Genomic DNA, 22,790 nt, shown 5'->3' with positions numbered 1-22,790 from the left:
GCCTAGACTGCAAGCGTTCCCTGCCCCTCGCCTGGAGAAAACGATGTCCGCAAACGACGACGCAACGTTCTGGCACAACGCGACGCATCACCTGATCCGCTACGGCGGCACGTTCGAGCCGCTCATCGTCGAGCGTGCGCAGGGCAGCTTCGTCTACGACGCGGACGGCCGCGCGATCCTCGACTTCACGTCGGGCCAGATGAGCGCGGTGCTCGGGCACTGCCATCCGGACATCGTCGCGGTCATCGCCGAATACGCCGGCAAGCTCGATCACCTGTTCAGCGGGATGCTGTCGCGGCCGGTCGTCGAGCTCGCGACGCGCCTCGCCGACCTCACGCCGCCCGGCCTCGATCGCGCGCTGCTGCTGAGCACCGGCGCGGAATCGAACGAAGCGGCGATCCGGATGGCGAAGCTCGTCACCGGCAAGTACGAGATCGTCGGCTTCGCGCAGTCGTGGCACGGGATGACGGGCGCGGCGGCGTCCGCCACCTACAGCGCGGGCCGCAAGGGCGTCGGCCCGGCGGCCGTGGGCTCGTTCGCGATTCCGGCGCCGTTCGCGTACCGGCCGCGCTTCGAGCGCAACGGCGCGTACGACTACCTTGCCGAGCTCGACTACGCGTTCGATCTGATCGATCGCCAGTCCAGCGGCAATCTCGCCGCGTTCATCGCGGAGCCGATCCTCAGCTCGGGCGGCATCATCGAGCTGCCGGACGGCTACATGGCGGCGCTCAAGCGCAAGTGCGACGAGCGCGGGATGCTGCTGATCCTCGACGAAGCGCAGACGGGCGTGGGCCGCACCGGCACGATGTTCGCGTGCCAGCGCGACGGCGTGACGCCCGACATCCTGACGCTGTCGAAGACGCTCGGCGCCGGGCTGCCGCTCGCGGCCGTCGTGACGTCCGCGCAGATCGAGGAGCGCGCGCACGCGCTCGGCTACCTGTTCTACACGACCCACGTGTCGGACCCGCTGCCGGCCGCGGTCGGCCTGCGCGTGCTCGACGTGGTGCAGCGCGACGGCCTCGTGCAACGCGCGAACCTGATGGGCGAGCGGCTGCGGCGCGGGCTGCTCGACCTGATGGAGCGCTTCGAATGCATCGGCGACGTGCGCGGACGCGGGTTGCTGCTCGGCGTCGAGATCGTCAAGGATCGCCGCACGAAGGAGCCGGCCGATGGCCTCGGCGCGAAGATCACGCGCGAATGCATGAAGCTCGGGCTCAGCATGAACATCGTGCAGCTGCCGGGGATGGGCGGCGTGTTCCGGATCGCGCCGCCGTTGACGGTCAGCGAAGCCGAAATCGATCTCGGGCTGTCGCTGCTCGAACAGGCGATCGCGCGCGCGCTGTAACGCCGTCACGCGCGCCGGCGGCGCACGGACCCTCCGCGATCTGCGTACACTATCCGCCGGGCAACGACGGGCAGCGAGGCGAGCGATGGGACGCGCAGCGGATGACGGCGGCACGCACGAGCACTGGCTCGTCGCGCGCCGCGATCCTGAAACGGGGATCGAAAGCCTGCGCGCGCATTTCAGCGGCCACGCATACGACCCGCACGATCACGACGACATGCTGATCGGCTTCACCGAACAGGGCGTGCAGCGGTTCCAGTGTCATCGGTCGCTGCATACCAGCGTGCCGGGCCGCGCGATCCTGATCGAGCCCGGTGCGACGCACGACGGCCATGCGCCGGAAGCCGGCGGCTTCACGTATTCGATGCTGTACCTGCCGCAGGCATGGGTCGAGCGTGCGGCGCGCCGCATCGATCTTCCAGGCCTGAGCGGCGTCGAAGCCGCGTTCGGCCATACGCTGGTCGACGATCGCGCGCTCGTCGAGGCGATCCGCGACGCCTTCGTCGCGCTGCACGGCAACGAAGGCAAGCTCGCGCGCGACCAGACGCTCGACCGTCTGCTCACGCGGCTCGGCGGCCAGCTGCGCGCGTCGTCGCCGACCGGCGTCGGCGGCCGCGACGTGCCGCCCGCGATCGCGCGCGTGCGCGAGCTGCTGCACATGCGAATGGACGGCAACCCGGGGCTCGACGAACTCGCCGAACTCGCTGGCGTCGATCGCTTCCGGCTCACGCGGCTGTTCCAGCGGGCCTACGGCACGTCGCCGCACGCGTATCTGGTGCGCCTGCGGCTGCGCGCCGCGCGGCGGCTGCTCGCGGCCGGCCGCACGCCCGCGCAGGCCGCCGCGGACGTCGGTTTCGCCGACCAGAGCCACCTCGGCCGCTGGTTCCGCCGCGCGTACCGGATGACGCCGGCCGCGTATCGGCGGATCTGCACAAACGTTCCAGACTGAACGCGCGCGGCGTCCGATCATGAGCGCTTCAACCAGGAGCACTCATGTTCGATACGAAGGTGGCATTGATCGTGCGCGACGATCTCGCGGCGTGGCAGAAACTCAACGTGGTCGCGTTTCTCGCGACGGGTGTCGCGGCCGGTGCACCCGATGCGCTCGGCGAGCCATACGAGGATGCGGCCGGCAATCGCTACGGCCGCATGCTCGGCCAGCCGATGCTGGTGTTCGCGGCCGATCTGAACGGGCTGCAAGCCGCGCATCGGCAGGCGCTGTCGCGCGAGCTGAGGATCGTGCCGTACGTGCGCGCGATGTTCTCGACCGGGCACGACGCGGCCAACCGCGACGCGTTTCGCGCCGAGGATGCCGCCAATCTGGATCTGGTCGGTCTCGCGCTGCACGGGCCGAAGAAGGCCGTCGACAAGGCCGTGAAGGGGCTCTCGCTGCACGCATGAAGGTGTCCGTGCGGCGCGCGAGCCGGTCAGCGATGCACGAGCACGTTCACGAGCTTGCCGAACGGATCGCGCACGAAGAAGCGCCGCACACCCCACGGCTCGTCGGCCGGCCCGTATTCGACCGCAATGCCGGCCGCCTGAATGCGCGCGAGCGCCTCGTCGAGGTCGTCGACTTCGATCGACAGATCGGGCGTCGGCGTGCCGGACCCGCCCTGCGATGTGAAGCTGATCTGCACGCGCATCCGCTCGGCGCTGCCGTAGGTGGCGATCCAGCCGAGATCCATCAGCAGGTCCAGACCGAAGATCTGCTGATAGAAGCGCTTGGCGTCGTCGACCGACTGCGTGTCGACGTTCGCGACGATGCGTTTGACCTTCATCGGTTGCCTCCTCCGTACATGCGAACGCGCGGCAGCGGCACCGAGCGTCGCAAGCCGCCGGCCCGTTGCAGGCCGGCGGCGCGCGGTGCACTCAGCCGCCGAGATACGCCTGCTTGATCCGGTCGTTCGCGAGCAGGTTCGCGCCGGTGTCGGCCAGCACGACGCGCCCCGTCTCCAGCACGTAGCCGCGATCGGCCACGCCGAGCGCCTTGTTGGCGTTCTGCTCGACCAGGAACACCGTGACGCCTTCGTCGCGGATCGTCCGGATGATGTCGAAGATCTGCGCGATCACGAGCGGCGCGAGGCCGAGCGTCGGCTCGTCGAGCAGCAGCAGGCGCGGCTTGCTCATCAGCGCGCGGCCGATCGCGAGCATCTGCTGCTCGCCGCCCGACATCGTGCCGGCCCGCTGCGCCGCGCGCTCCTTCAGGCGCGGAAACAGCTTGAACACGTGCTCGATGCCGTCGTCGATCTCGTGCCGGCTCGCGAAGAAGCCGCCCATCTTCAGGTTCTCGAGCACCGTCAGGCTCGGGAACACGCGCCGCCCTTCCGGCGAGATCGCCATCCCCTGCCGCATGATCTGGTGCGTCGACATCGCGGTGATGTCGTTGCCCTCGAACAGCACGCGGCCGGACGACGCGCGCGGCGTGCCGCACACGGTCATCATCAACGTCGTCTTGCCGGCGCCGTTGCTGCCGATCAGCGTGACGATCTCGCCCTTGTTCACTTCGATCGACACGCCGGCGAGCGCTTCGACCGCGCCGTAGTGCGTATGGACCTGTTCCAGCTTCAGCATCACTCTTCCCCCAAGTACGCCTTGATCACGCGCGGGTCGTTGCGGACCGCGTCGGGCGTGCCGATCACGATCGGCCGGCCGTGCTCCATCACGAGGATGCGGTCCGACACGCCCATCACGAGGCTCATGTCGTGCTCGATCAGCAGCACCGATACGCCGAACTCGCGGCGCAGCCTGTCGATCAGATGCTGCAGCTCGATCTTCTCCTGCGGGTTCAGGCCGGCCGCCGGCTCGTCGAGCATCAGCAGGCGCGGCTCGGTGATCATGCAGCGCGCGATCTCGAGACGCCGCTGGTGCCCGTACGACAGCGTGCCGGCCGGCCGGTTGGCGACCGCCGTCAGCCCCATCCGGTCGAGCCACACGGCCGCGCGTTCGAGCGCTTCCTTCTCGGCGCGGCGATACGCGGGCGTCGCGAACAGGCCCGGCAGCAGCCCCGACTTCACCTTGCGGTGCTGCGCGACCAGCAGGTTCTCGACCACCGTCAGCGACTTGAACAGACGGATGTTCTGGAACGTGCGCACCAGGCCCTTCAATGCGATCTTGTGGCTCGGCAGCCCGGCGATCGCATGACCGTCGAGCACGACGTCGCCGCCGGTCGGCCTGTAGAAGCCGCCGACGCAGTTGAACACCGTGGTCTTGCCCGCGCCGTTCGGCCCGATGATCGCGAACACCTCGTTGCGGCGCACGTCGAAATCGACGCCGTCCACCGCGAGCAATCCGCCGAAGCGCATCTGCAGCCCGGCGACCTTCAACAGTTCTGGATTCGCGCTCATTGCGGCAGCTCCACGTGGGGACGGCTCGCGGGCAGCAGGCCCTGCGGACGCCACATCATCATCAACACCATCACCAGACCGAAGATCAGCATCCGGTACTCGGCGAAACCGCGCGCGACTTCGGGCAGCACGGTCAGCAGGATCGCGGCGAGGATCACGCCGAGCTGCGAACCCATCCCGCCGAGCACGACGATCGCGAGGATCAGCGCCGATTCGATGAACGTGAACGATTCGGGATTCACGAGGCCCTGGCGCGCCGCGAAGAACGCGCCGCCGATGCCGGCGAACGCCGCGCCGAGCGTGAACGCCGACAGCTTGATGCGGGTCGGGTTCAGGCCCAGCGAGCGGCACGCGATCTCGTCGTCGCGCAGCGCTTCCCACGCGCGCCCCATCGGCATGCGGATCAGGCGGCTCGTCACGAACAGCGTGAAGCCGACCAGCGCGAGCGCGATCAGGTACAGGAAGATCACCATGTGCTCGCCGCTGTATTCCAGCCCGATCAGCTCGTGGAAGGTCTTCGCGCCTTCGACGCTCGCCGAGCGCGCCATCTCGAAGCCGAACACCGTCGGCTTCGGAATGCTCGAGATGCCGTCCGGGCCGCCCGTCAGGTCGGTCAGATTGTTCGCGAGCAGGCGGATGATTTCGCCGAAGCCGAGCGTGACGATCGCCAGATAGTCGCCGCGCAGCCGCAGCACCGGGAAGCCGAGCAGGAAGCCGAAGGTCGCCGAGGCGAGCGCCGCGATCGGCAGGCACTCCCAGAACGACAGCCCGAAATACTGGTTGAGCATCGCGTAGGTATAGCCGCCGACCGCGTAGAACCCGACGTAGCCGAGATCCAGCAGCCCCGCGAAGCCGACCACGATGTTCAGCCCGAGGCCGAGGATCACGTAGATCAGCGCGAGCGTCGCGACGTCCACCGCGCCGCGCGAGCCGAAGAACGGCCACACAAGCCCGACCGCGAGCAGCACCCAGATGATCGCGCGCTGCTGCGGCGCGCCGATCGCGGGCGCCGCCGGCAGCTTCACCGCCGATTTCGCACGCACGAGCCACGGCTTGAACAGCTGGAACAGGAACACGGCCGCGACCGCGATCCAGACCGGACGCCAGTGCGGCGTCAGCACCACTTGATAGCCGTCGAGCTTCAGCTGCAGGCCCAACACGGGAATCGTGAGGATCGCGGTCAGCAGCGCGGCGGCCACCGCATTCTTCAGCGCCTGGCCGGCGGTCGCGCCGGCGGACGGACGGCGCACGGAAATGACTTGACTCATCTGCGTCTCCCTCAGACCTTTTCGATGTCCGACTTGCCGAGCAGGCCGGTCGGGCGGAAGAGCAGGATCAGCACGAGCAGGCCGAACGCGACCACGTCCTTGTACTCGGCCGGCATGTAGCCTGCGGCGAAGGTTTCGGCGAGGCCCAGCAGCACGCCGCCGAGCATCGCGCCCGGGATGCTGCCGATCCCGCCGAGCACGGCGGCGGTGAACGCCTTGATGCCGGCGACGAAGCCGATGTACGGATTGAGCTTGCCGATCGTCAGCCCGATCAGCACGCCGCCGACGGCCGCCAGCATCGCGCCGAGCACGAACGTGAACGAGATCACGCGGTTCGTGTCGATGCCGAGCAGGTTCGCCATCTTCATGTCCTCGGCGCACGCGCGGCATGCGCGGCCCATCCGCGAATGCGAGATGAACAGCGTGAGCGCGATCATCAGCACGAGCGTCACGCCGACGATCAGCAGGCGCGCATACGGCACCGTCACGTCGTAGTCGCCGCCGAGATGGATGTCGAACGCGCCGGAGATCAGCACCGGCACGGACACGTCGCGCGCGCCCTGGCCGATCTGCACGTAGTTCTGCAGGAAGATCGACATGCCGATCGCCGAGATCAGCGGCACGAGGCGCGGGCCGCCGCGCAGCGGCCGGTACGCGACGCGCTCGACCGCGAAGCCGTACAGGCCGGTGACGAGCACCGACACGATCAGCGCGGCGCCGAGCACGAGCGGCAGCGGATAGCCGGCCGAGATGCCGATTGCCGTAAGGGTCACGAGGCCCACGTACGCGCCGATCATGTAGATCTCGCCGTGCGCGAAGTTGATCATGCCGATGATGCCGTAGACCATCGAATAGCCGATGGCGATCAACGCATAGATCGCGCCCAGCGTCAGGCCGTTGACCAGCTGCTGGGCGAATTGGGGAAAGAAGTCAGTCATGTGCGGGAAGCTCCCGTTGGCATCGGTCGCGGGCCGCCGCCGGATCGTGGCGTGGGGCCGCGCGCGATGCACGGTGTGTCTGGTGTGTCTCGGGCCGCCCGTCGGCGCGCATCGGGCCGATGCGCGACCGATGCGCGACCAATACGCACGCCGCCCCGTCCGGATGCCGGACGAGGCGGGTGAGCGGGCGGGTGCTGCGTTGTTACTTGGCGGCGGTCTTCGTCGCGTCCTTGTGCCACGTGTAGACGACGAACTTGAACGCCTTCAGGTCGCCCTGGGCGTCGTACGCGACCTTGCCGATCGGCGTGTCGAACGTCGTCTTGTGCATGTACGCGGCCACCTTCGTCGGGTCGGTCGTCTTCGCGCCCGCGATCGAATCGGCGATGATCTTCACCGCTGCGTATGCGGGCATCTGGAACGGACCGTTCGCGTCGCGCTTCTTGTCGGCGAACGCCTTCACGAGGCCCGCGTTGGCCGGGTCGGCCGAGAAGTCGGCCGGCAGCGTGACCAGCATACCTTCCGACGCCGGGCCGGCGATCGCGGTCACGTCCTTGTTGCCCACGCCTTCGGGGCCCATGAACGTGGCCTTCACGCCCTGCTCGCGCGCCTGGCGCATCAGCAGGCCCATTTCCGGGTGGTAGCCGCCGAAGTAGACGAAATCGACGCCTTGCGACTTCAGCTTCGTGATGACCGCCGAGTAGTCCGAATCGCCGGCGTTGATGCCTTCGAACAGCACGACGGGGATCTTCGCGGCTTCGAGGTCCTTCTTCACCGACGATGCGATGCCCTGGCCGTACGACTGCTTGTCGTGCAGGATCGCGACCTTCTTCGGCTTCACGTTGTTGATGATGTAGTGCGCGGCGGCCGGGCCTTGCTGATCGTCGCGGCCGATCGTGCGGAAGATGAAGTGACGCTTCTTGCCTTCGGTCAGCTGCGGCGCAGTGGCCGACGGCGTGACCATCACGATGCCTTCGTTCTCGTAGATGTCGGAGGCGGGAATCGTCGAGCCCGAGCACACGTGGCCGATCACGTACTTGATCTTCTGGCTGACGATCTTGTTGGCGACGGCGACGGCCTGCTTCGGTTCGCATGCGTCGTCCATCGTCACCAGTTCGAGCTTGTTGCCGCCCGCGCCGCCTGCCGCGTTGATCTGTTCGACCGCGGTCAGCACGCCGGCCTTCACCATGTCGCCATACTGGGCGACCGAGCCGCTCATCGGGCCGGCGAAGGCGATCTTCACGGTTTCCGCTTGCGCGGCGGCGGCGCCGGCGGCGAACAGCACGGCGGCGACGGAAATGGAGGTAAGACGGGACAGCGTCATCAGGAACTCCTCGATGTTGTTAGTCATACGGGCAAAGGCGGCATGACTTGCGCAATCGAACAGCACCCGGGGCGAGGATATGGGACACGCCCGAGACACATGAAGACGGACCTGCGGATGGATGATGCGTAGCGGGGCCCGGCTCTTGCAGTCCCCGAAGGGGACGTCTGGTTCGGAAAGACATCGTGATGCGTCTTGCATTGCGCAAGCGTTTCGCCTGCCCCGCTTGCCAAATCGCTGGTCGGAGGGATGTTCCGACAGCCGTTGGCAAGGCAGCCGAAATTATATGGGCGTTTTTGAAACGTCTGTCAAAAATGCGTCTCCTATGAGGGAAAACACGGAGAAACCTCGGGCGGTGGCGGTGGCGATCGGGGAGCAACTGGGTGACGGTCGTGAGGTTGGTGGCCGGTGCAATCGGGTTGCGATTTTTAAGCCCTCTGCACGATGAAGCCTTGCTGGACAATGCGTTCGGCGAGATCGGGAGACATGACGCGTGATTCGGAAGTCGTGCACGGCTGTATGCCGCGGCAGGTATTCAACAGAGGATTCGGGCGAACGCACCGGCGTGGGGCGCGAGCGGATCGCGCGATTTCCTTCTTTATGCTGACGATTTCATGCACCGCGAAAGCATATTGTTATATCTGTGAAATAATTCGAACTCGCAACCGCAATCCAGCCAGCCCTCCTGCACGTCGTTTGACGCGCCCCTGTCGCGCCCCCTGTCGCACCGCAGCCAGCCAGTGATCTGCCGTTTTTCTCGTTGCATGTCACCTGCCGGAGGGCCCGATGCATCATCCTCTTCGTTTTTCTTCCGCCGCCACCATTGCCTGCGCGCTTTCGCTCGGTGCTGCCGACGCTTCGAGTCGCGATTCGCTGATCGACGGTTCGGGCAATACCAATCTGTTTCATTCGGAACGTCGCGCCGCGGCCCGGAACGACGTCCGCCCGGTTCGCGCGAAACGACGCGAGAAGGAAGCGGTGCCGCTCAAGCGCAGCCCGTTCGATACGCGCGATACGCGGGCATTGCGTGTGTCGGGGGACAAGCTCGAGCCGCAGCCTTCGACGGGCGGCGGCCTCGGTCGCGTGCTGTCGGAGATCGAACAGCGCGAGCAGCGCCGGAACGAACATCGGTGGGCCGACGAGCAGCGGCCCGTCGATGTACCGCACTACTCCATCGGCGCGCCGAATCCATTCCTCTACGTGCCCGACGCGTCGAACCGGTTCAATTCGGCTGTGCTGCCACCGCCGCCGCGTGCGTTGTTCTACGACAACGGTGCGCGCTTGCGTTGCGTGGTTACGCGCGGCGCGGGGACGTCGCGGTCGGTTTGCAATATCGGGAGGTGATGGGGGCTGTGGTGGGGTAGCAGCTGTCCTGCCGGGGCTTGAGGTGCGGCTTTGCGGGACACGACCGCACGCGGAGTTGAGACTCGTACTTGAGCGTAGCGAAATTCTACTAGGCCGCGCGGTGCGTCCGCGCGGCCTTCGCTATCGCCGATTCAACGGCGGTCCCTGGGCGGGATGTAGTTGCTCCGCCACACTAGCCGATCAGCCGATGCGCCTCTCGACGAATCGCATCGACGTGCAGCGCCGCGGCGGCGTCTCACATCGCCGTGATGACCAGCCTACCTGGCTCGATCGCTATCCGCACCTTCTCGCCCGGCTCAAAACCCGCATCATTGACGAGCCACATTCCGCCAATCTTCATGTACGGATAAAACGTCTTGGGCCTGACGCTCATGTTTTTCGGAAAACCCCAGATCTCCTGGACCGTCACAAAGCGTTCCGTAATCGGGGCACGTGCTTTATCATTCGCCTTAGCCATGGGCAACTCCTGGTTAGTTGGCTGTGGTCAGCGGGCCGTGAGTGTTGGTAGCACTTGCGGCCCGCGCTCGTTTACTGCCGATTTTTTGATTTCCCGGATTCCTCCTTTTTACTCATTCGACGAGCCGATGCTTCGACATGTCCGGTGAACGCCTAGCGCCCATTCGCGCGCGCGATATACGCGCGATCATCGTTGGACAGTCCTATTAGGACATCATTTACGCGCAATATTTCCGACTCGCCTTAACGTTCGCCATTAGGCATAGGCATGCAATTGCTTGTGCGCACGGCGGCGTCTCATTCGCTGATGCCAGCAACGTCACTCGATTTCAAGAATGCGGCGATTTGAAACAATTTGCATGAGTTATCGTCACTCAGTCCAAGCTTGCAAAGGGATTTGCTTGCAGCCGCGAGACATTCAAGATAGCGATCGTCGATCGAGGCAAGGTCTAAGATGACAATGCCGGAAGCGGTTGGAGCCGTTTCCGAAACAGCGACTGCAGTCATGAGCGGTCTAACATGATTGATTTTTCACACAAAGGCGACAATGCCCATGTTGCCTGAACGTAAATCGATGAAATTTCTGTGGTGCATTTTTTCAGCCATCGCTTTGTGCGCTGCAATTTACGCATCAACAGCCGTCCGACGCGAAAAGAACACAAGAATATCACCTCAAGTTGTCACCATTAAATTCGGATCAGACGGAAAATCGGATGCCGTGGCACAAGGATTTTCCACGATGAATCACCCGTCTGGCGTGTACGTATATCAAATGCGCTGGGACGATCCAAAGAAGCTCGGACGGGCAAGATATCTTCAAGGACAGTATTCATTCGATCTCGACAACGTGGCGATCGCGACCGGGTTGGGCGACAAAGACAGTCCGGAAAGCGGAGTTGATAGTTGGGATGTCAATTTCAACATCTCACCTTCGGGTACAACCTCGTACGAAGAGGCTCGCGACAAAATCATAGCCCTGCTGACAAAACTGAGAGATGCGGGGTGGAAGAGGTATATCGAGACATCCGATCCGCGGCTCGTCGGCAAAGAGGCAACGGCTTATGCTTTGTCGCAACCCGGTACGCTTTATTCGATCGACTCTACCTACACACCGACCGCGGAGGAATGGAAAAGCTTAATCTCATCCGAGCCACGATGGCTTTTTTATGCTGACGGCGTCTTTTTGACACTATCCCTTTCATTTCAATCGTCGTCGACTCCCGGCATGGGATATTACCTGACAGATATTCAGGTAAGCACGGCATCTGATAATTACACGCCGTATTTTACTGATAGCATCGAACGCCGGAGGCAATGGAAGAAATACCTGTCTGACGAATTGACGCCGGCAAGGGCGGAACGAGCGAAACATGAAGCAGAATGGACGGCTGAGGGCTACACAATCGACACGACATATCTGCCGCCGCCGTTTGAAGCCCCCGACTTTTCGGCCAAGGCTGGCGACACTCAATGATCTGGAGGGCCAGGCTATGCAACGAGCGAACTTGCACGGGAGAGCACAGATCGTCGCGGGCAAACTCCATACCCTCGTCAGTAGCGCCCCGCCGAATGTCCGGCCCGCGTCGTACGCAAACGCTTACCGCATGTCCGCGCCGTTAACGAATATCGCCAACGATGCGTTCATTGCAGCCGGTAGAAGTCCACTGCTCGTGGTTACGTTGGTTGTCCACGCAACAGGTCCCGCCACTAGTTCGAGCCGCGACATCGGCACATCAAAAGAGCTCGGCCGGAATCTCGTCCGCCCCCACGAACACGCCGCCCATCGCATTGGAGCGCGTCAAATCCGCAGCGCATATATCGCCCGTCCCACCCGACTGCTGGACCGTGCGCGGGCTGCTGCCCCGACTGAGCCGGACAACCTCCAATAGTCGCGCACGGCCCATCTGCACTACGTCGACAGCGCATACCCGCTTGGTGCCCCACTCCGCCGCGAGTATGCTTGGGGTTCGAACACTCTCCAATCCCGGCGCGCACCCCGTCACCCGGCCCAGCGCCCCGCCAACAGCCACTGACATGATGGACTTCGACGTAATCGTTCTAGGCGCCGGCATCGTCGGCGTCAGCGCCGCGCTGCACCTGCAGGATCGCGGCCGCAAGGTCGCACTCGTCGACCGCGCCGCGCCCGGCGAAGGCACGAGCTTCGGCAACGCGGGGCTGATCGAGCGCTCGTCGATCGAGCCGTATCCGTTTCCGCGCAGCCCGTTCACGCTGATGCGCTACGCGCTGAACCGCTCGACCGATCTCTACTGGCACAGCGCGTCGCTACCGGCGTTCGCGCCGTGGCTCGCGCGCTTCTGGTGGGAATCGGCGCCGCTGCGCCACGCGGCCGCGTCGCGCGACATGCTGCCGCTGATCGAGCGCTGCATCGCCGAGCACGACGCGCTGATCGCGCGCGCCGGCGCAGGCGAGCTCGTGCGCGCGAGCGGCTGGATGGAAGCGTTCCGCACGCCTTCCGCGTTCGAGCGCGCCGTCGCCGATGCGGGCCTCACCGCGCGCCGCCACGGGCTCGGCATCAAGCCGCTCGACGCCGCAGCACTGCGCGCCAAGGAACCGAGCCTCGCGGCCGGCTTCTGCGGCGCACTGCACTGGCTCGATCCGAAAAGCGTCGTCGATCCGTCCGCGCTCGTCAAAAGCTATGCGCAGCTGTTCGTGCAAGGCGGCGGCACGCTGCTCACCGGCGATGCCGCGAGCGTCGACGCGCTGTCGCCCGGCTGGCAGGTCATGACCGACCAGGGCAAGATCGCCGCGCCGGCGATGGTCGTCGCGCTCGGCCCGTGGTCCGATACGGTGTTCGGCAAGTTCGGCTACAAGATCCCGCTGCGCGAGAAGCGCGGCTATCACATGCACTACGCGCCATCGGCGCGCGGCACGCCGTCGGCGCCGATCGTCGATCGCGAATACGGCTACGTGATCGCACCGATGCGGCGCGGCTTGCGGCTCACCACGGGCGTCGAAATCGCGCGCCGCGGCCTGCCGCCGACCGGCGTGCAGCTCGATCGCGCGGAACGCATCGCGCGTCCGGTGTTCGGCTTCGGCGAGCGGCTCGATCCGCAGCCGTGGCTCGGCTTTCGCCCGTGCACGCCCGACATGCGGCCGGTGATCGGCCCCGCGCCCGCGCATCGCGGGCTGTGGTTCTCGTTCGGGCACAACCATCACGGGCTCACGCTCGGCCCCGTGTCCGGCCGCTTGCTGGCCGAGATGATGACCGGCGAAACGCCGTTCACCGATCCGACGCCCTACCGCGCCGAGCGCTTCTGACGCCGGCGGCCTGCGCTCAGTCGAGCGCGCGGCCGAAGATCTCGATCACTTCGTCCAGATGCTCGGCCATCGCGCGACGCGCGGCCGCCGGGTCGCGCGCGCGAATCGCGTCGAGGATCGCGCGGTGCTCCAGCTCCGACCGGTGCGGCATGTCGTTCGGCATGTAGAGCGACTGCAGCCGCTGGAACATCGGATCGTATTTGTGCGCGAGCAACTGCTTGATCATCAGCGCATAAGCGGCGTTGTCGCTCGCCTCCGCGATCCGGATATGAAACAGACGATCGCCCGGATGCGTGAGCGACCCGCTCTGGTTGTCTTCCTGGTTGCGCAGGAACGCGTCGCGAATCCCCTCGATCTGCGCGTCCGAGCCGTGCTGCGCGGCGAGCGCCGCCGCTTCCGGCTCGATCAGGCGGCGCGCCTGCAACAGCGCGAACGGCGGGATCTCGGTGTCGAGGTCGAGCGCGATGCCGAGCTCCGGATCGATCTCGACGATCGAGAACGGCGCGACCTTCGCGGCAGCAAGCGGCTGCGGCGCGGCAGCGGCCTCGCGCTGGCGCACCTTCACGCCGTCGCCGACGCGCACGCTGACGAGCCCGTTGACCTCGAGCGCGATCAGCGCCTCGCGCACCGACGTGCGCGACACGCCGAACCGCTCGGCCAGTTCGCGCTCGGGCGGCAGGTAGCTGCCCGGCGGGAAATCGCCGGACTCGATCATCGCACTGAGCTTGTCGGCGATCTGCTGGTACAGGCGGCGGTTCTGAATCGGCTGGATGGACATACTTCGATACGGATGAGCGGTTGTTTTGCGCACGGTCCGACGCATCGAGCGCCGGGCCGTGCGCGCCTATTCTATATGCCGGCCATCGCATCGCCCGGCACCGCATAGCAGCGCGCGGCCGTGCCGCCCCACAGCGCGTCGCGCTCGGCCGGAGACAGCCGCGCGGCGGCCCAGCGCTCGACCAGCGACGCCACTTCGTCATACGACGCCGCGAGAAGGCACACGGGCCAGTCCGATCCGAACATCAGCCGCTGCGGGCCGAACGCGGCGAGCGCCGCATCGAGGCATTGCTCGACGTGGCGCAGGTCCGGCGCGCACAGGCCGCGCCGCCAGTCCGCCTCGGTCACGAGCCCCGACAGTTTGCACACGACGTGCGGCAGCGCGGCCAGCTCGCGCAATTCGGCACGCCAGCGCGCGAACGCCGTCGCGTCGCGCTCGAATTCCGCGAGCGCCGGCTTGCCGGCATGATCGAGCACGAGCCAGTGCGCGTCGTGCCGCGCGCAGAACGCGCGCAGGTCGCGCAACTGGCGCTCGAACACCAGCACGTCGTATACGTAGCCATGCTGTTGAAGCCACGCGACGCCGCGATTGAACGCGGGCTGCCCGACGAACGCCGCGACGTCGGCTTCGTCCTGCAGCTGATGGCGAAAGCCGCGCAGCTTTGGGCTGCGCCACGCGGCGACGCGCTCGGCCAGCTCCGGCGCCGCGAGATCCTCCCAGCCGACCACCGCCGCGATTCGCGCGTCGTCGCGCGCGAGCTCGAGCAGGAACGCCGTCTCGTCGCGCCCGGCGCGCGCCTGCACCGCGATCGACGCAGCGAGCGCATGCGCGTGCATCTGCGGCCACAGCGCAGCGGGCAGGTAGTCGCGGGCGAGCGCGTCCATTGCCGGGCCGATCCACGGATAGTCGGCCGCGCGATAACGCCAGAAGTGCTGATGGGAATCGATACGCACTGCGCTCATGGTGTCCTCGTGCTTCACCTCGCGTCGTCGCCGCGCGCAGCATCGTCGCGCGCCGCATGACGCTCAGTCGTACAGCACCGCGGTGATCTTCGGGTCGTCGATGTTGGTCTTGTCGTACCAGTAGAAGCCGGTGTCGATGACCTTCGGCAGCTTTTCGCCCTTGATCGCCTTCACCGCGGCTTCGACCGTCTTGTAGCCGATCCCGACCGGGTTCTGCGTGATCGCGCCGGCCATCAGCCCGCTGCGGATCGCGTCCTTCTGCTGCTTGCCCGAATCGTAGCCGATGATCACGACCTTGCGCTTCATCTCGCGCACGCCGTTGACCACGCCGATCGCCGAGCCCTCGTTGGTGCCGAACAGACCCTTGAGCTTCGGATACGCCTGCAGGATCGACTTCGTGACCTCGGTGGACTTCAGTTGGTCGCCTTCGCCGTATTGCACGGTCACCACCTGCACCTTCGGATGCGCGGCCTTCATCCGTTCGAGAAAGCCGTCGCGGCGGTCGATGCCGGTGCGGCTCGTCTGGTCGTGCGCGACCACGGCGACCTCGCCTTCGTCGCCGATCAGCGCGGCGAGCTTGTCGGCCGCGAGCGCGGCGGCCGCCTTGTTGTTGGTCGCGGCGGTGGTCACCGGAATGTCGCTGTCGACGCCCGAGTCGAACGCGATCACCGGAATCTTCTCGGCCTGCGCCTTCTTCAGCAGCGGCAGCGCGGCCTTGCTGTCGAGCGCCGCGAAGCCGACCGCGGCCGGCTTCTTCGCGATCGCCGCGGACAGCATGTCGATCTGCTTGTCGACCATCGCCTCGGTCTCGGGGCCTTCGAACGTGACCTTCACCTTGTAGTCCTTCGCCGCCTGCATCGCGCCGGCTTTCACGGCCTGCCAGAACTGATGCTGGAAGCCCTTCGAGATCAGCGGGATATAGGCTTCCTGCGCATGCGCGCCGGCCGTCACGCCGACGGCGAACGTCAGCCCGGCGATCGCGTTCAACACCTTGCTCCTGATCACTTCGCGTCTCCTTGGTTGTATCGACTGAAATGCCGGCCCGGCCGGCGATGAAGCGCATGCGGGTTTGCGTTTCTGCGTTCTTTCGTGCATCAGCGGCGGCGCCGGCGCAGGATGTCCACGTAGACGGCGAGGATGATGATCACGCCCGTGACGACCGTCTGCCACTCCTGCGCGACGGACATGATGCGCAGCCCGTTGGTCAGCACGCTCATGATGAACGCGCCGATGATGGTGCCGACGATGCTGCCCGAGCCGCCCGACAGCGACGTGCCGCCGATCACGACCGCCGCGATCGCATCGAGCTCGTAGCCCTGGCCGAGCGCGGGCTGCGCGGAGTTCAGCCGCGACGCGATCAGCAGCCCGGCGATTCCGCACACGGCGCCGCCGAACGTGTAGACGGCGATCTTCCACGCATCGACGTTCACGCCCGACAGCCGCAGCGCTTCCTCGTTGCTGCCGAGCGCGAACGTGTAGCGGCCGAACAGCGTGCGGTTCAGCACGATCGACGCGCCAATCGCGACGACGAACAGGATCAGCACCGCGTTCGGAATCGGCAGCGCGGGGATCACGCTGCCGATCAGCGAGTCCTGCGCGATCGACGTGAAGCCGGGCGTGTCGTTGAAGTAGATCGGCCGCGTGCCGGAGATCACGAGCGACAGCCCCTTGAGCAGCATCATCATGCCGAGCGTCGCGATGAACGGCGGCACCTTCATCTTCGCGATCACGAAGCCCGACACGCAGCCCGACAGCGCGCCGCAGCCGAGCGCGGCGACGATCCCGAGCGGCAGCGGCATCCCCCAGTTGGTCAGCACGACGCCGGCCATCACCGCGCAGAACGTCATCAGCGTGCCGACCGACAGGTCGATGCCCGACGTGATGATCACGTACGTGCACGCGACGGCCAGCACGCCGTTGACGGCCGTGGCCTGCAGAATCGCGACGAGGTTGTCGACCTCGAGGAAGTTCGGCGACGCGAAACCGAAGAACACGATCAGCAGCACGAGGCTCGCGAACGCGAGCAGCTTCTGCCGCGCGGCCGGGTTGAACAGGCGCGACTTCAGGTTCGCGGCGCCGGCCGGCGTGTCGGCGGACGCGAGGGGCGGAACGGGATGCGTATCGTTGGACATGATCGGAGTGGACACCTGAATCAGGACAACACGGTCGACTCGCGCTGCGTCGCGAGCTGCATGATCTTTTCCTGCGTGGCGTCGGCCGCGCGCAGCTCGCCGGTCACGCGCCCTTCGCACATCACGAGAATCCGGTGGCTCATGTGCAGCACCTCGGGCAGCTCCGACGAGATCATCACGATCGCCTTGCCGTCCGCGGCGAGCGCGTCGAGCAGCTTGTAGATCTCGCTTTTCGCGCCGACGTCGATGCCGCGCGTCGGCTCGTCGAAGAACAGGATGTCGCAATCGCGCAGCAACCACTTCGCGATCACGATCTTCTGCTGGTTGCCGCCGGACAGCAGCCGCACCGGCTGCGCGACCGACGGCGTGCGGATCGCGAGCTGCCGCACGTACGCGTGCGCGGCGGCGCGCAGCGCGCGCGTCGACGAACATGCCGCGATGCACGAAGCGCGGCATGCTGGACAGCGCGATGTTGTTCTGCACGTCCATGCCGAGCGCGAGCCCGAAATGCTTGCGGTCCTCCGACAGGTAGCCGATCCCGTGCGCGACCGCATCGGCCGGCGTGCGGATCGTCACCGGCTTGCCGTGCACGCGAATCTCGCCCGCGTCGACCGGGTCCGCGCCGAACACGGCGCGCGCGACCTCGGTGCGGCCCGCGCCCATCAGCCCCGCGAAGCCGAGAATCTCGCCGCGCCGCAACGTGAAGCCGACGTCGCGGATCGCGCGGCCGCGCGACAGCCCGCGCACTTCGAGCGCCACGTCGTTCGCGGACGTATCGGGCGGCGTGCGCGGCTGCGTATCGAGCTGGCGGCCGACCATCATCGCGATGATCGCGTCCATCGACGTATCGGCCATCGGCACGGTCGCCACCCATTTGCCGTCGCGCATCACCGTCACGCGATCGGCGATCTGGCGCAGCTCGTCCATCTTGTGCGAGATGTAGACGATGCCGACGCCGTGCGCCCGCAGGTCGCCGATGATGCGGAACAGCTCGGCGATTTCCGCGTTGTTCAGCGCGGCGGTCGGCTCGTCCATGATCAGCACGCGCGAGTCGAACGACAGCGCCTTCGCGATCTCGACCATCTGCTGCTTCGCGACCGTCAGCCGGCCGACCGGCGTGCGCGGATCGAGAGCGAGCCGCATCCGCGCGAAGATCGCGGCCGCGTCGCGGTTGAGCCGGTCCTCGTCGATGAACACGCCGAAGCGGCCGCGCGGCTCCCGGCCGATGAAGATGTTCTGCGCGACGCTCAGGTGGTTCATCAGGTTCAGCTCCTGATGGATGATGCCGATGCCGAGCGCCTGCGCCGCGCGCGGCTCGGCGATCTCCACCGCGCGGCCGTCGATCCGGATCTCGCCGCCGTCCTTCTGATACACGCCGGCGAGGATCTTCATCAGCGTCGATTTGCCCGCGCCGTTCTCGCCCATCAGCGCATGCACTTCGCCGGCGCGCAGGTCGAAGCGGCAGTCGTCGAGCGCGAGCACGCCGGGAAAGCGCTTGCTGACGCCGCTCAACGCGATCAGCGGCGGCGCGTCGTTGGGGTTCGGGTCTGCTCGCATCGGTCGCCGCCGTCAGTCGATCGCACGATCGAGATGCGTGTAACCGCCGTCGACGAACAGCCACTGGCCCGTCGTGTGCGACGCGCGCGCCGACAGCAGGAACACGGTGGTATCGGCGATCTCTTCCGCCGTCGTGAAGCGCTTGCCGAGCGGCACGCGGGCGGCGATTGCGGCGAGCTTCGCGTCCGGATCGTCGAAGCCGGCGATCCAGTTGCGGTACAACGGCGTCATCACCTCGGCCGGAATCACCGCGTTGACGCGCACGCCGTCGTCGCGCAGCGCGACGGCCCATTCGCGCGTCAGCGCGAGCTGCGCGCCCTTCGACGCGCAATAGCCGCTCGTGTTGCCCTGCCCGGTGACGGCCGTCTTCGACGAGATGTTGACGATCGCGCCGCGCGTCGCCTTCAGGTGCGGCACGCAGTGATGCGCCATCGCGTAGTAGTGGATCAGGTTGCGTTCGAGCGACGCGACGAACGCGTCGCGCCCGGCGTCGAGCCCCACGCCGTCGTTGACGCCCGCGTTGTTGACGAGCCCGTCGATGCGGCCGAAGCGCGCGACGGTCTGCGCGACGCCGTCGCGGCACTGCGCGTCGTCCTGCAGCTCGACGCGCACGCACACGGCGCGCGGCTGCTTCCGTTCGACCGCACGCAAAAAGCCGTCGTCCGGGGCGTGGCGCGCGAACACCACCGGAATCGCGCCTTCGTCGGCCAGCCGCAACGTGATCGCCGCGCCGATGCCCGATGCGCCGCCGGTCACGATCACGACCTTGTCCTGCAGATCCAGATCCACTTCGCGTCTCCGTCGTTCGTGTCGTTCGTATCGTCCATCTCGTCGCGCGACGTCGTGCGACGCCGCGCCGCCAGCACCCTGCGTCAGCCGCGGAACCGGTACTGCTCGAGCGAGTCGGGCTTCATCTCGATCGAGAAGCCGGGCGCGGTCGGCGGCATGTAGGCCGCGCCGCGCACGATGCACGGCTCGACGAAATGCTCGTGCAGGTGATCGACGTATTCGGCCACGCGCCCTTCCTTCGTGCCCGAGATGCACACGTAGTCGATCATCGACAGATGCTGCACGTATTCGCACAGCCCGACGCCGCCCGCGTGCGGACACACCGGCAGCCCGTATTTCGCGGCCAGCAGCATCACCGCGAGAATCTCGTTGACGCCGCCGAGCCGGCACGCGTCGATCTGCACGACGTCGATCGCGCCGCGCGCGATGAACTGCTTGAACAGCACGCGGTTCTGGCACATCTCGCCGGTCGCGACCTGCACGGGCGCGATCGCGTCGCGGATCTTGCGATGCCCTTCGACGTCGTCGGGGCTCGTCGGCTCCTCGATGAACCACGGCTTCGCGAACGCCAGCTCGCGCACCCAGTCGATCGCCTCGCCGACTTCCCACACCTGGTTCGCGTCGATCATCAGCTTGCGCGCCGGGCCGATCACGTCGCGCGCGATCGACACGCGGCGGATGTCGTCGTCGAGGTTCGCGCCGACCTTCAGCTTCACGTAGTCGAAACCGGCGTCGACCGCCTCGCGGCACAGGCGCCGCAGCTTGTCGTCGCCGTAGCCGAGCCAGCCGGCCGAGGTCGTGTAGCACGGGTAGCCGTCACGCTCGAGCGCCGCGATCCGCGCGGCCTTGCCCGGCGCCTGGCGGCGCAACAGGTCGAGCGCCTCGTCCGGCGTGAGGCAGTCGGTCAGGTAGCGAAAGTCGATCGCGCGCACGATCTCTTCCGGGCTCATGTCGGCCACCAGCCGCCACAACGGCTTGCCCACCGCCTTCGCCCACAGGTCCCACACCGCGTTGACGACGGCGCCCGTCGCCAGATGGATCGCGCCCTTGTCGGGGCCGATCCAGCGCAACTGGCTGTCCGACGTCAGGTGCCGCCAGAAGCGGCCCATGTCCTCGTGGATCCAGTCGAGATCGAGGCCGACGACGAGGTGACGCATCGCCTCGATCGCCGCACAGCAGATCTCGTTGCCGCGCCCGATCGTGAACGTGAGCCCATGGCCCGCGAGCCCGTCGCGGTCGGTTTCGAGCACGACGTAGGCGGCCGAGTAGTCGGGGTCCGGATTCATCGCATCGGAGCCGTCGAGCTCGCGCGAGGTCGGAAAGCGCACGTCGAGGACGCGCATCGATCGAATGACAGGCATGGCGAACGCTCCGTTAAAGGGTTTCAGGCCTGCACGGTGCGCTGGCGCTGCTCGCCGAGCCCGTCGATGCCGAGCGTGATGACCTGCCCGGCGCGCAGATAGACGGGCGGCTTCTGCCCGAGGCCGACGCCCGGCGGCGTGCCGGTCGAGATCACGTCGCCCGGCTGCAGGCTCATGAAGCGGCTCAGATAGCTGATCAGGAACGGCACGCGGAACACCATCGTCGCTGTCGAGCCGTTCTGGTAGCGGTGGCCGTCCACCTCGAGCCACAAGCGCAGCGCGTGCGGGTCCGGCACTTCGTCGGCCGTGACGAGCCACGGGCCGAGCGGGCCGAACGTGTCGTTGCCCTTGCCCTTGTCCCACGTGCCGCCGCGTTCGAGCTGGTACTCGCGCTCCGACACGTCGTTCACCACGCAGTAGCCGGCGACGTGCGACAGCGCATCGGCTTCGTCGATATAGCGGCCGGGCCGGCCGATCACCACGCCGAGCTCGACTTCCCAGTCGGTCTTCTCGGAGCCGCGCGGAATCTCGACGTCGTCGTTCGGCCCGCAGATCGCGCTGGTCCATTTGCCGAACACGACGGGCTCCTTCGGCACCTCCATGCCGGACTCGGCCGCGTGATCCGAATAGTTCAGGCCGATGCAGATGAACTTGCCGACCCGGCCGACACAGGCGCCCAGCCGCGGCGTGCCGTCGACGAGCGGCAGCGACGCCGGATCGAGCTCGCGCAGCCGCGCGAGCGACGCGGGCGTGAGCGCGTCGCCGGCGACGTCGTCGATCACGCCCGACAGGTCGCGGATCCTGCGCTGCGCATCGAGCAGCCCCGGTTTCTCGTGGTGTTTGTCGCCAAATCTCATCAGTTTCATGTCGTCCCAGCGAAACGGAAGTGGATGGAAAGGTGCGGGCGGCCGCCGCGGTCAGTTCGACCAGCCGCCGTCGATCACGTGAATCGTGCCGGTGGTGAACGACGCTTCGTCGGACGCGAGATACGCGGCGAGCGCGGCCACTTCGTCGGCGGTGCCGATGCGGCCCATCGGCTGGCGCGCGACGAAGGCCGCGCGCACGCTGTCGGTCGACACCTCGCGTGCGCGCGCCTGCTCGGCGATGCGCTGTTCGAGCGACGGCGACGCGATCGTGCCGGGGCAGATCGCGTTGCAGCGAATGCGCCGTTCGACGAAATCGGCGGCGACCGACTTGGTGAGGCCGATCACGGCCGCCTTGGTCGTGCCGTAGACGAAACGGTTCGGCACGCCCTTCACGCTCGACGCGGCGGACGCCATGTTGACGATCGACGCGCCGCCCGCCTCCAGCATCGCCGGCAGCAGCGCGCGGATCAGCCGGTACATCGACGTGACGTTCAGATCGAACGAAAACGCCCACGCGCGCTCGTCGCAGTCGAGGATCGAGCCGTGATGCACGAAGCCCGCGCAGTTGAACAGCACGTCGAACGCGCGTTCCCGCGCTGCCAGCGCCGCCACGTCGGCCGCAGCGGTCACGTCGAGCCGGCGCGTGGACAGCCGGCCGCCCGCACGTTGCGCATCGGCCGCGAGCTGCTCGAGCGCGGTGTCGTTGATGTCGGTCGCCAGCACGTCGGCGCCCTCGCTTGCGAACCGCAGCGCGGTCGCGCGGCCGATGCCCTGTCCAGCCGCCGTCACCAGCGCACGCTTGCCCTGCAATCTCATGAGCCCCTCCGGGAGAGCCGGTCGAGCCGGCCGATTGGCACAAAGGACCAAAGGTCCAACCAATATTAGGAAGAGAATCCGGATTTGTCACGAACGCGGGATTCAGTGTTTTCCCGAGCGACAAAATCGGTCGCCAAGCGTCGGAGAAGTCGGGAAACGAGCCTTCGCCGCGCCGCGCGATTGCCCGCAACGCCAATAGGCATGCGGCTCGCG

General features: G+C 66.7%; 22 protein-coding genes and 1 pseudogene. 6 read left to right on the top strand and 17 right to left on the bottom strand.

Features of this window, described 5'->3' with window-relative positions; translation table 11 throughout:
* Positions 1–43 precede the first annotated feature (43 nt).
* The 3 genes from AK36_RS02165 to AK36_RS02155 all read left to right on the top strand — a co-directional run bounded on the left by AK36_RS02165 (position 44) and on the right by AK36_RS02155 (position 2,746).
* Entirely contained in the window at positions 44–1,345 is a 1,302-nt protein-coding gene (locus AK36_RS02165; protein WP_045577746.1) for an aspartate aminotransferase family protein, read from the top strand.
* A gap of 85 nt (positions 1,346–1,430) precedes the next feature.
* Positions 1,431–2,294 carry an AraC family transcriptional regulator gene (locus AK36_RS02160; RefSeq protein WP_011880719.1) on the top strand — a complete coding sequence of 288 codons (864 nt, stop codon included), beginning with the start codon at positions 1,431–1,433 and terminating at the stop codon, positions 2,292–2,294.
* Between the two features lie 44 nt (positions 2,295–2,338).
* The gene (locus AK36_RS02155; RefSeq protein ID WP_011880720.1) at positions 2,339–2,746 is read left to right on the top strand and encodes a DUF2000 domain-containing protein; all 408 of its coding nucleotides are present in this window, start codon (positions 2,339–2,341) and stop codon (positions 2,744–2,746) included.
* Positions 2,747–2,772: 26 nt separating this feature from the next.
* Here AK36_RS02155 and AK36_RS02150 read toward each other — a convergent pair whose 3' ends face one another.
* From AK36_RS02150 to AK36_RS02125, 6 genes are all read right to left on the bottom strand, one after another.
* A complete protein-coding gene (locus tag AK36_RS02150) occupies positions 2,773–3,123 on the bottom strand; it encodes a VOC family protein (RefSeq protein WP_045577745.1) in 351 nt (116 codons plus the stop codon).
* A 91-nt stretch (positions 3,124–3,214) separates the two neighbouring features.
* Complete coding sequence (locus AK36_RS02145) at positions 3,215–3,916, bottom strand: ABC transporter ATP-binding protein (protein WP_006484776.1); 702 nt, start codon at positions 3,914–3,916, stop codon at positions 3,215–3,217.
* Positions 3,916–4,689 (bottom strand): high-affinity branched-chain amino acid ABC transporter ATP-binding protein LivG, encoded by a 774-nt coding sequence (gene livG / locus AK36_RS02140; RefSeq protein WP_045577744.1) that lies wholly within the window; start codon positions 4,687–4,689, stop codon positions 3,916–3,918. Before livG ends, AK36_RS02145 begins: the two co-directional genes overlap by 1 nt.
* On the bottom strand, positions 4,686–5,957 hold the full coding sequence (locus tag AK36_RS02135; RefSeq protein ID WP_011880724.1) for a high-affinity branched-chain amino acid ABC transporter permease LivM: 1,272 nt from the start codon (positions 5,955–5,957) through the stop codon (positions 4,686–4,688). The genes livG and AK36_RS02135 overlap by 4 nt, the downstream gene beginning before the upstream one ends.
* Before the next feature lie 11 nt (positions 5,958–5,968).
* On the bottom strand, positions 5,969–6,895 hold the full coding sequence (gene livH, locus AK36_RS02130) for a high-affinity branched-chain amino acid ABC transporter permease LivH (protein ID WP_011880725.1): 927 nt from the start codon (positions 6,893–6,895) through the stop codon (positions 5,969–5,971).
* Between the two features lie 202 nt (positions 6,896–7,097).
* Positions 7,098–8,216, bottom strand: a complete 1,119-nt coding sequence (locus AK36_RS02125; RefSeq protein WP_034195540.1) for a branched-chain amino acid ABC transporter substrate-binding protein — start codon at positions 8,214–8,216, stop codon at positions 7,098–7,100.
* 786 nt (positions 8,217–9,002) lie between these two features.
* Between AK36_RS02125 and AK36_RS02120 the strand changes: the two genes are divergently transcribed.
* Positions 9,003–9,560, top strand: a complete 558-nt coding sequence (locus AK36_RS02120) for a hypothetical protein (RefSeq protein ID WP_045577743.1) — start codon at positions 9,003–9,005, stop codon at positions 9,558–9,560.
* Positions 9,561–9,816: 256 nt separating this feature from the next.
* Here AK36_RS02120 and AK36_RS02115 read toward each other — a convergent pair whose 3' ends face one another.
* Both AK36_RS02115 and AK36_RS32460 read right to left on the bottom strand, forming a co-directional pair.
* Positions 9,817–10,038 (bottom strand): SymE family type I addiction module toxin, encoded by a 222-nt coding sequence (locus AK36_RS02115; protein WP_045577742.1) that lies wholly within the window; start codon positions 10,036–10,038, stop codon positions 9,817–9,819.
* Positions 10,039–10,334: 296 nt separating this feature from the next.
* Positions 10,335–10,544 (bottom strand): hypothetical protein, encoded by a 210-nt coding sequence (locus AK36_RS32460; protein ID WP_126220612.1) that lies wholly within the window; start codon positions 10,542–10,544, stop codon positions 10,335–10,337.
* 46 nt (positions 10,545–10,590) lie between these two features.
* Between AK36_RS32460 and AK36_RS32455 the strand changes: the two genes are divergently transcribed.
* Both AK36_RS32455 and AK36_RS02105 read left to right on the top strand, forming a co-directional pair.
* A complete protein-coding gene (locus tag AK36_RS32455; RefSeq protein ID WP_131929098.1) occupies positions 10,591–11,511 on the top strand; it encodes a hypothetical protein in 921 nt (306 codons plus the stop codon).
* Positions 11,512–12,074: 563 nt separating this feature from the next.
* Complete coding sequence (locus AK36_RS02105) at positions 12,075–13,316, top strand: NAD(P)/FAD-dependent oxidoreductase (RefSeq protein ID WP_045577741.1); 1,242 nt, start codon at positions 12,075–12,077, stop codon at positions 13,314–13,316.
* A 16-nt stretch (positions 13,317–13,332) separates the two neighbouring features.
* Here the strand turns inward: AK36_RS02105 and AK36_RS02100 are convergent, their stop codons facing one another.
* The 9 genes and pseudogenes from AK36_RS02100 to AK36_RS02060 form a co-directional block, all read right to left on the bottom strand.
* Positions 13,333–14,094 (bottom strand): FadR/GntR family transcriptional regulator, encoded by a 762-nt coding sequence (locus AK36_RS02100; RefSeq protein ID WP_045577740.1) that lies wholly within the window; start codon positions 14,092–14,094, stop codon positions 13,333–13,335.
* Positions 14,095–14,165: 71 nt separating this feature from the next.
* Complete coding sequence (locus tag AK36_RS02095) at positions 14,166–15,056, bottom strand: L-fucono-1,5-lactonase (protein WP_034195478.1); 891 nt, start codon at positions 15,054–15,056, stop codon at positions 14,166–14,168.
* Positions 15,057–15,119: 63 nt separating this feature from the next.
* Positions 15,120–16,061, bottom strand: a complete 942-nt coding sequence (locus tag AK36_RS02090) for an ABC transporter substrate-binding protein (RefSeq protein ID WP_011880733.1) — start codon at positions 16,059–16,061, stop codon at positions 15,120–15,122.
* An 89-nt stretch (positions 16,062–16,150) separates the two neighbouring features.
* Positions 16,151–17,188, bottom strand: a complete 1,038-nt coding sequence (locus AK36_RS02085) for an ABC transporter permease (RefSeq protein ID WP_011880734.1) — start codon at positions 17,186–17,188, stop codon at positions 16,151–16,153.
* A gap of 20 nt (positions 17,189–17,208) precedes the next feature.
* Positions 17,209–18,745: pseudogene (locus tag AK36_RS02080) on the bottom strand (sugar ABC transporter ATP-binding protein).
* Positions 18,746–18,757: 12 nt separating this feature from the next.
* Positions 18,758–19,534 carry an SDR family oxidoreductase gene (locus AK36_RS02075; RefSeq protein ID WP_011880736.1) on the bottom strand — a complete coding sequence of 259 codons (777 nt, stop codon included), beginning with the start codon at positions 19,532–19,534 and terminating at the stop codon, positions 18,758–18,760.
* A gap of 83 nt (positions 19,535–19,617) precedes the next feature.
* Entirely contained in the window at positions 19,618–20,895 is a 1,278-nt protein-coding gene (locus AK36_RS02070; RefSeq protein WP_045577739.1) for an L-fuconate dehydratase, read from the bottom strand.
* A gap of 23 nt (positions 20,896–20,918) precedes the next feature.
* A complete protein-coding gene (locus tag AK36_RS02065; RefSeq protein ID WP_034195481.1) occupies positions 20,919–21,761 on the bottom strand; it encodes an ureidoglycolate lyase in 843 nt (280 codons plus the stop codon).
* A gap of 51 nt (positions 21,762–21,812) precedes the next feature.
* The gene (locus tag AK36_RS02060) at positions 21,813–22,577 is read right to left on the bottom strand and encodes an SDR family oxidoreductase (protein ID WP_011880739.1); all 765 of its coding nucleotides are present in this window, start codon (positions 22,575–22,577) and stop codon (positions 21,813–21,815) included.
* Positions 22,578–22,790: the final 213 nt, after the last annotated feature.

It is taken from the genome of Burkholderia vietnamiensis LMG 10929 (assembly GCF_000959445.1).
In the GTDB taxonomy this organism is placed as follows: domain Bacteria; phylum Pseudomonadota; class Gammaproteobacteria; order Burkholderiales; family Burkholderiaceae; genus Burkholderia; species Burkholderia vietnamiensis.
Note: the sequence above shows the minus strand (reverse complement) of the source record. Positions and strands in the feature narration are given on the sequence as shown.

Excerpts from the sequence above, each read along its gene's own strand:
- AK36_RS02165 (WP_045577746.1), top strand. The coding sequence starts at position 44 with ATGTCCGCAAACGACGACGCAACGTTCTGGCACAACGCGACGCATCAC.
- AK36_RS02160 (WP_011880719.1), top strand. The coding sequence starts at position 1,431 with ATGGGACGCGCAGCGGATGACGGCGGCACGCACGAGCACTGGCTCGTC.
- AK36_RS02155 (WP_011880720.1), top strand. The coding sequence starts at position 2,339 with ATGTTCGATACGAAGGTGGCATTGATCGTGCGCGACGATCTCGCGGCG.
- AK36_RS02150 (WP_045577745.1), bottom strand. The coding sequence starts at position 3,123 with ATGAAGGTCAAACGCATCGTCGCGAACGTCGACACGCAGTCGGTCGAC.
- AK36_RS02145 (WP_006484776.1), bottom strand. The coding sequence starts at position 3,916 with ATGCTGAAGCTGGAACAGGTCCATACGCACTACGGCGCGGTCGAAGCG.
- livG (WP_045577744.1), bottom strand. The coding sequence starts at position 4,689 with ATGAGCGCGAATCCAGAACTGTTGAAGGTCGCCGGGCTGCAGATGCGC.
- AK36_RS02135 (WP_011880724.1), bottom strand. The coding sequence starts at position 5,957 with ATGAGTCAAGTCATTTCCGTGCGCCGTCCGTCCGCCGGCGCGACCGCC.
- livH (WP_011880725.1), bottom strand. The coding sequence starts at position 6,895 with ATGACTGACTTCTTTCCCCAATTCGCCCAGCAGCTGGTCAACGGCCTG.
- AK36_RS02125 (WP_034195540.1), bottom strand. The coding sequence starts at position 8,216 with ATGACGCTGTCCCGTCTTACCTCCATTTCCGTCGCCGCCGTGCTGTTC.
- AK36_RS02120 (WP_045577743.1), top strand. The coding sequence starts at position 9,003 with ATGCATCATCCTCTTCGTTTTTCTTCCGCCGCCACCATTGCCTGCGCG.
- AK36_RS02115 (WP_045577742.1), bottom strand. The coding sequence starts at position 10,038 with ATGGCTAAGGCGAATGATAAAGCACGTGCCCCGATTACGGAACGCTTT.
- AK36_RS32460 (WP_126220612.1), bottom strand. The coding sequence starts at position 10,544 with ATGACTGCAGTCGCTGTTTCGGAAACGGCTCCAACCGCTTCCGGCATT.
- AK36_RS32455 (WP_131929098.1), top strand. The coding sequence starts at position 10,591 with ATGTTGCCTGAACGTAAATCGATGAAATTTCTGTGGTGCATTTTTTCA.
- AK36_RS02105 (WP_045577741.1), top strand. The coding sequence starts at position 12,075 with ATGGACTTCGACGTAATCGTTCTAGGCGCCGGCATCGTCGGCGTCAGC.
- AK36_RS02100 (WP_045577740.1), bottom strand. The coding sequence starts at position 14,094 with ATGTCCATCCAGCCGATTCAGAACCGCCGCCTGTACCAGCAGATCGCC.
- AK36_RS02095 (WP_034195478.1), bottom strand. The coding sequence starts at position 15,056 with ATGAGCGCAGTGCGTATCGATTCCCATCAGCACTTCTGGCGTTATCGC.
- AK36_RS02085 (WP_011880734.1), bottom strand. The coding sequence starts at position 17,188 with ATGTCCAACGATACGCATCCCGTTCCGCCCCTCGCGTCCGCCGACACG.
- AK36_RS02070 (WP_045577739.1), bottom strand. The coding sequence starts at position 20,895 with ATGCCTGTCATTCGATCGATGCGCGTCCTCGACGTGCGCTTTCCGACC.
- AK36_RS02065 (WP_034195481.1), bottom strand. The coding sequence starts at position 21,761 with ATGAAACTGATGAGATTTGGCGACAAACACCACGAGAAACCGGGGCTG.
- AK36_RS02060 (WP_011880739.1), bottom strand. The coding sequence starts at position 22,577 with ATGAGATTGCAGGGCAAGCGTGCGCTGGTGACGGCGGCTGGACAGGGC.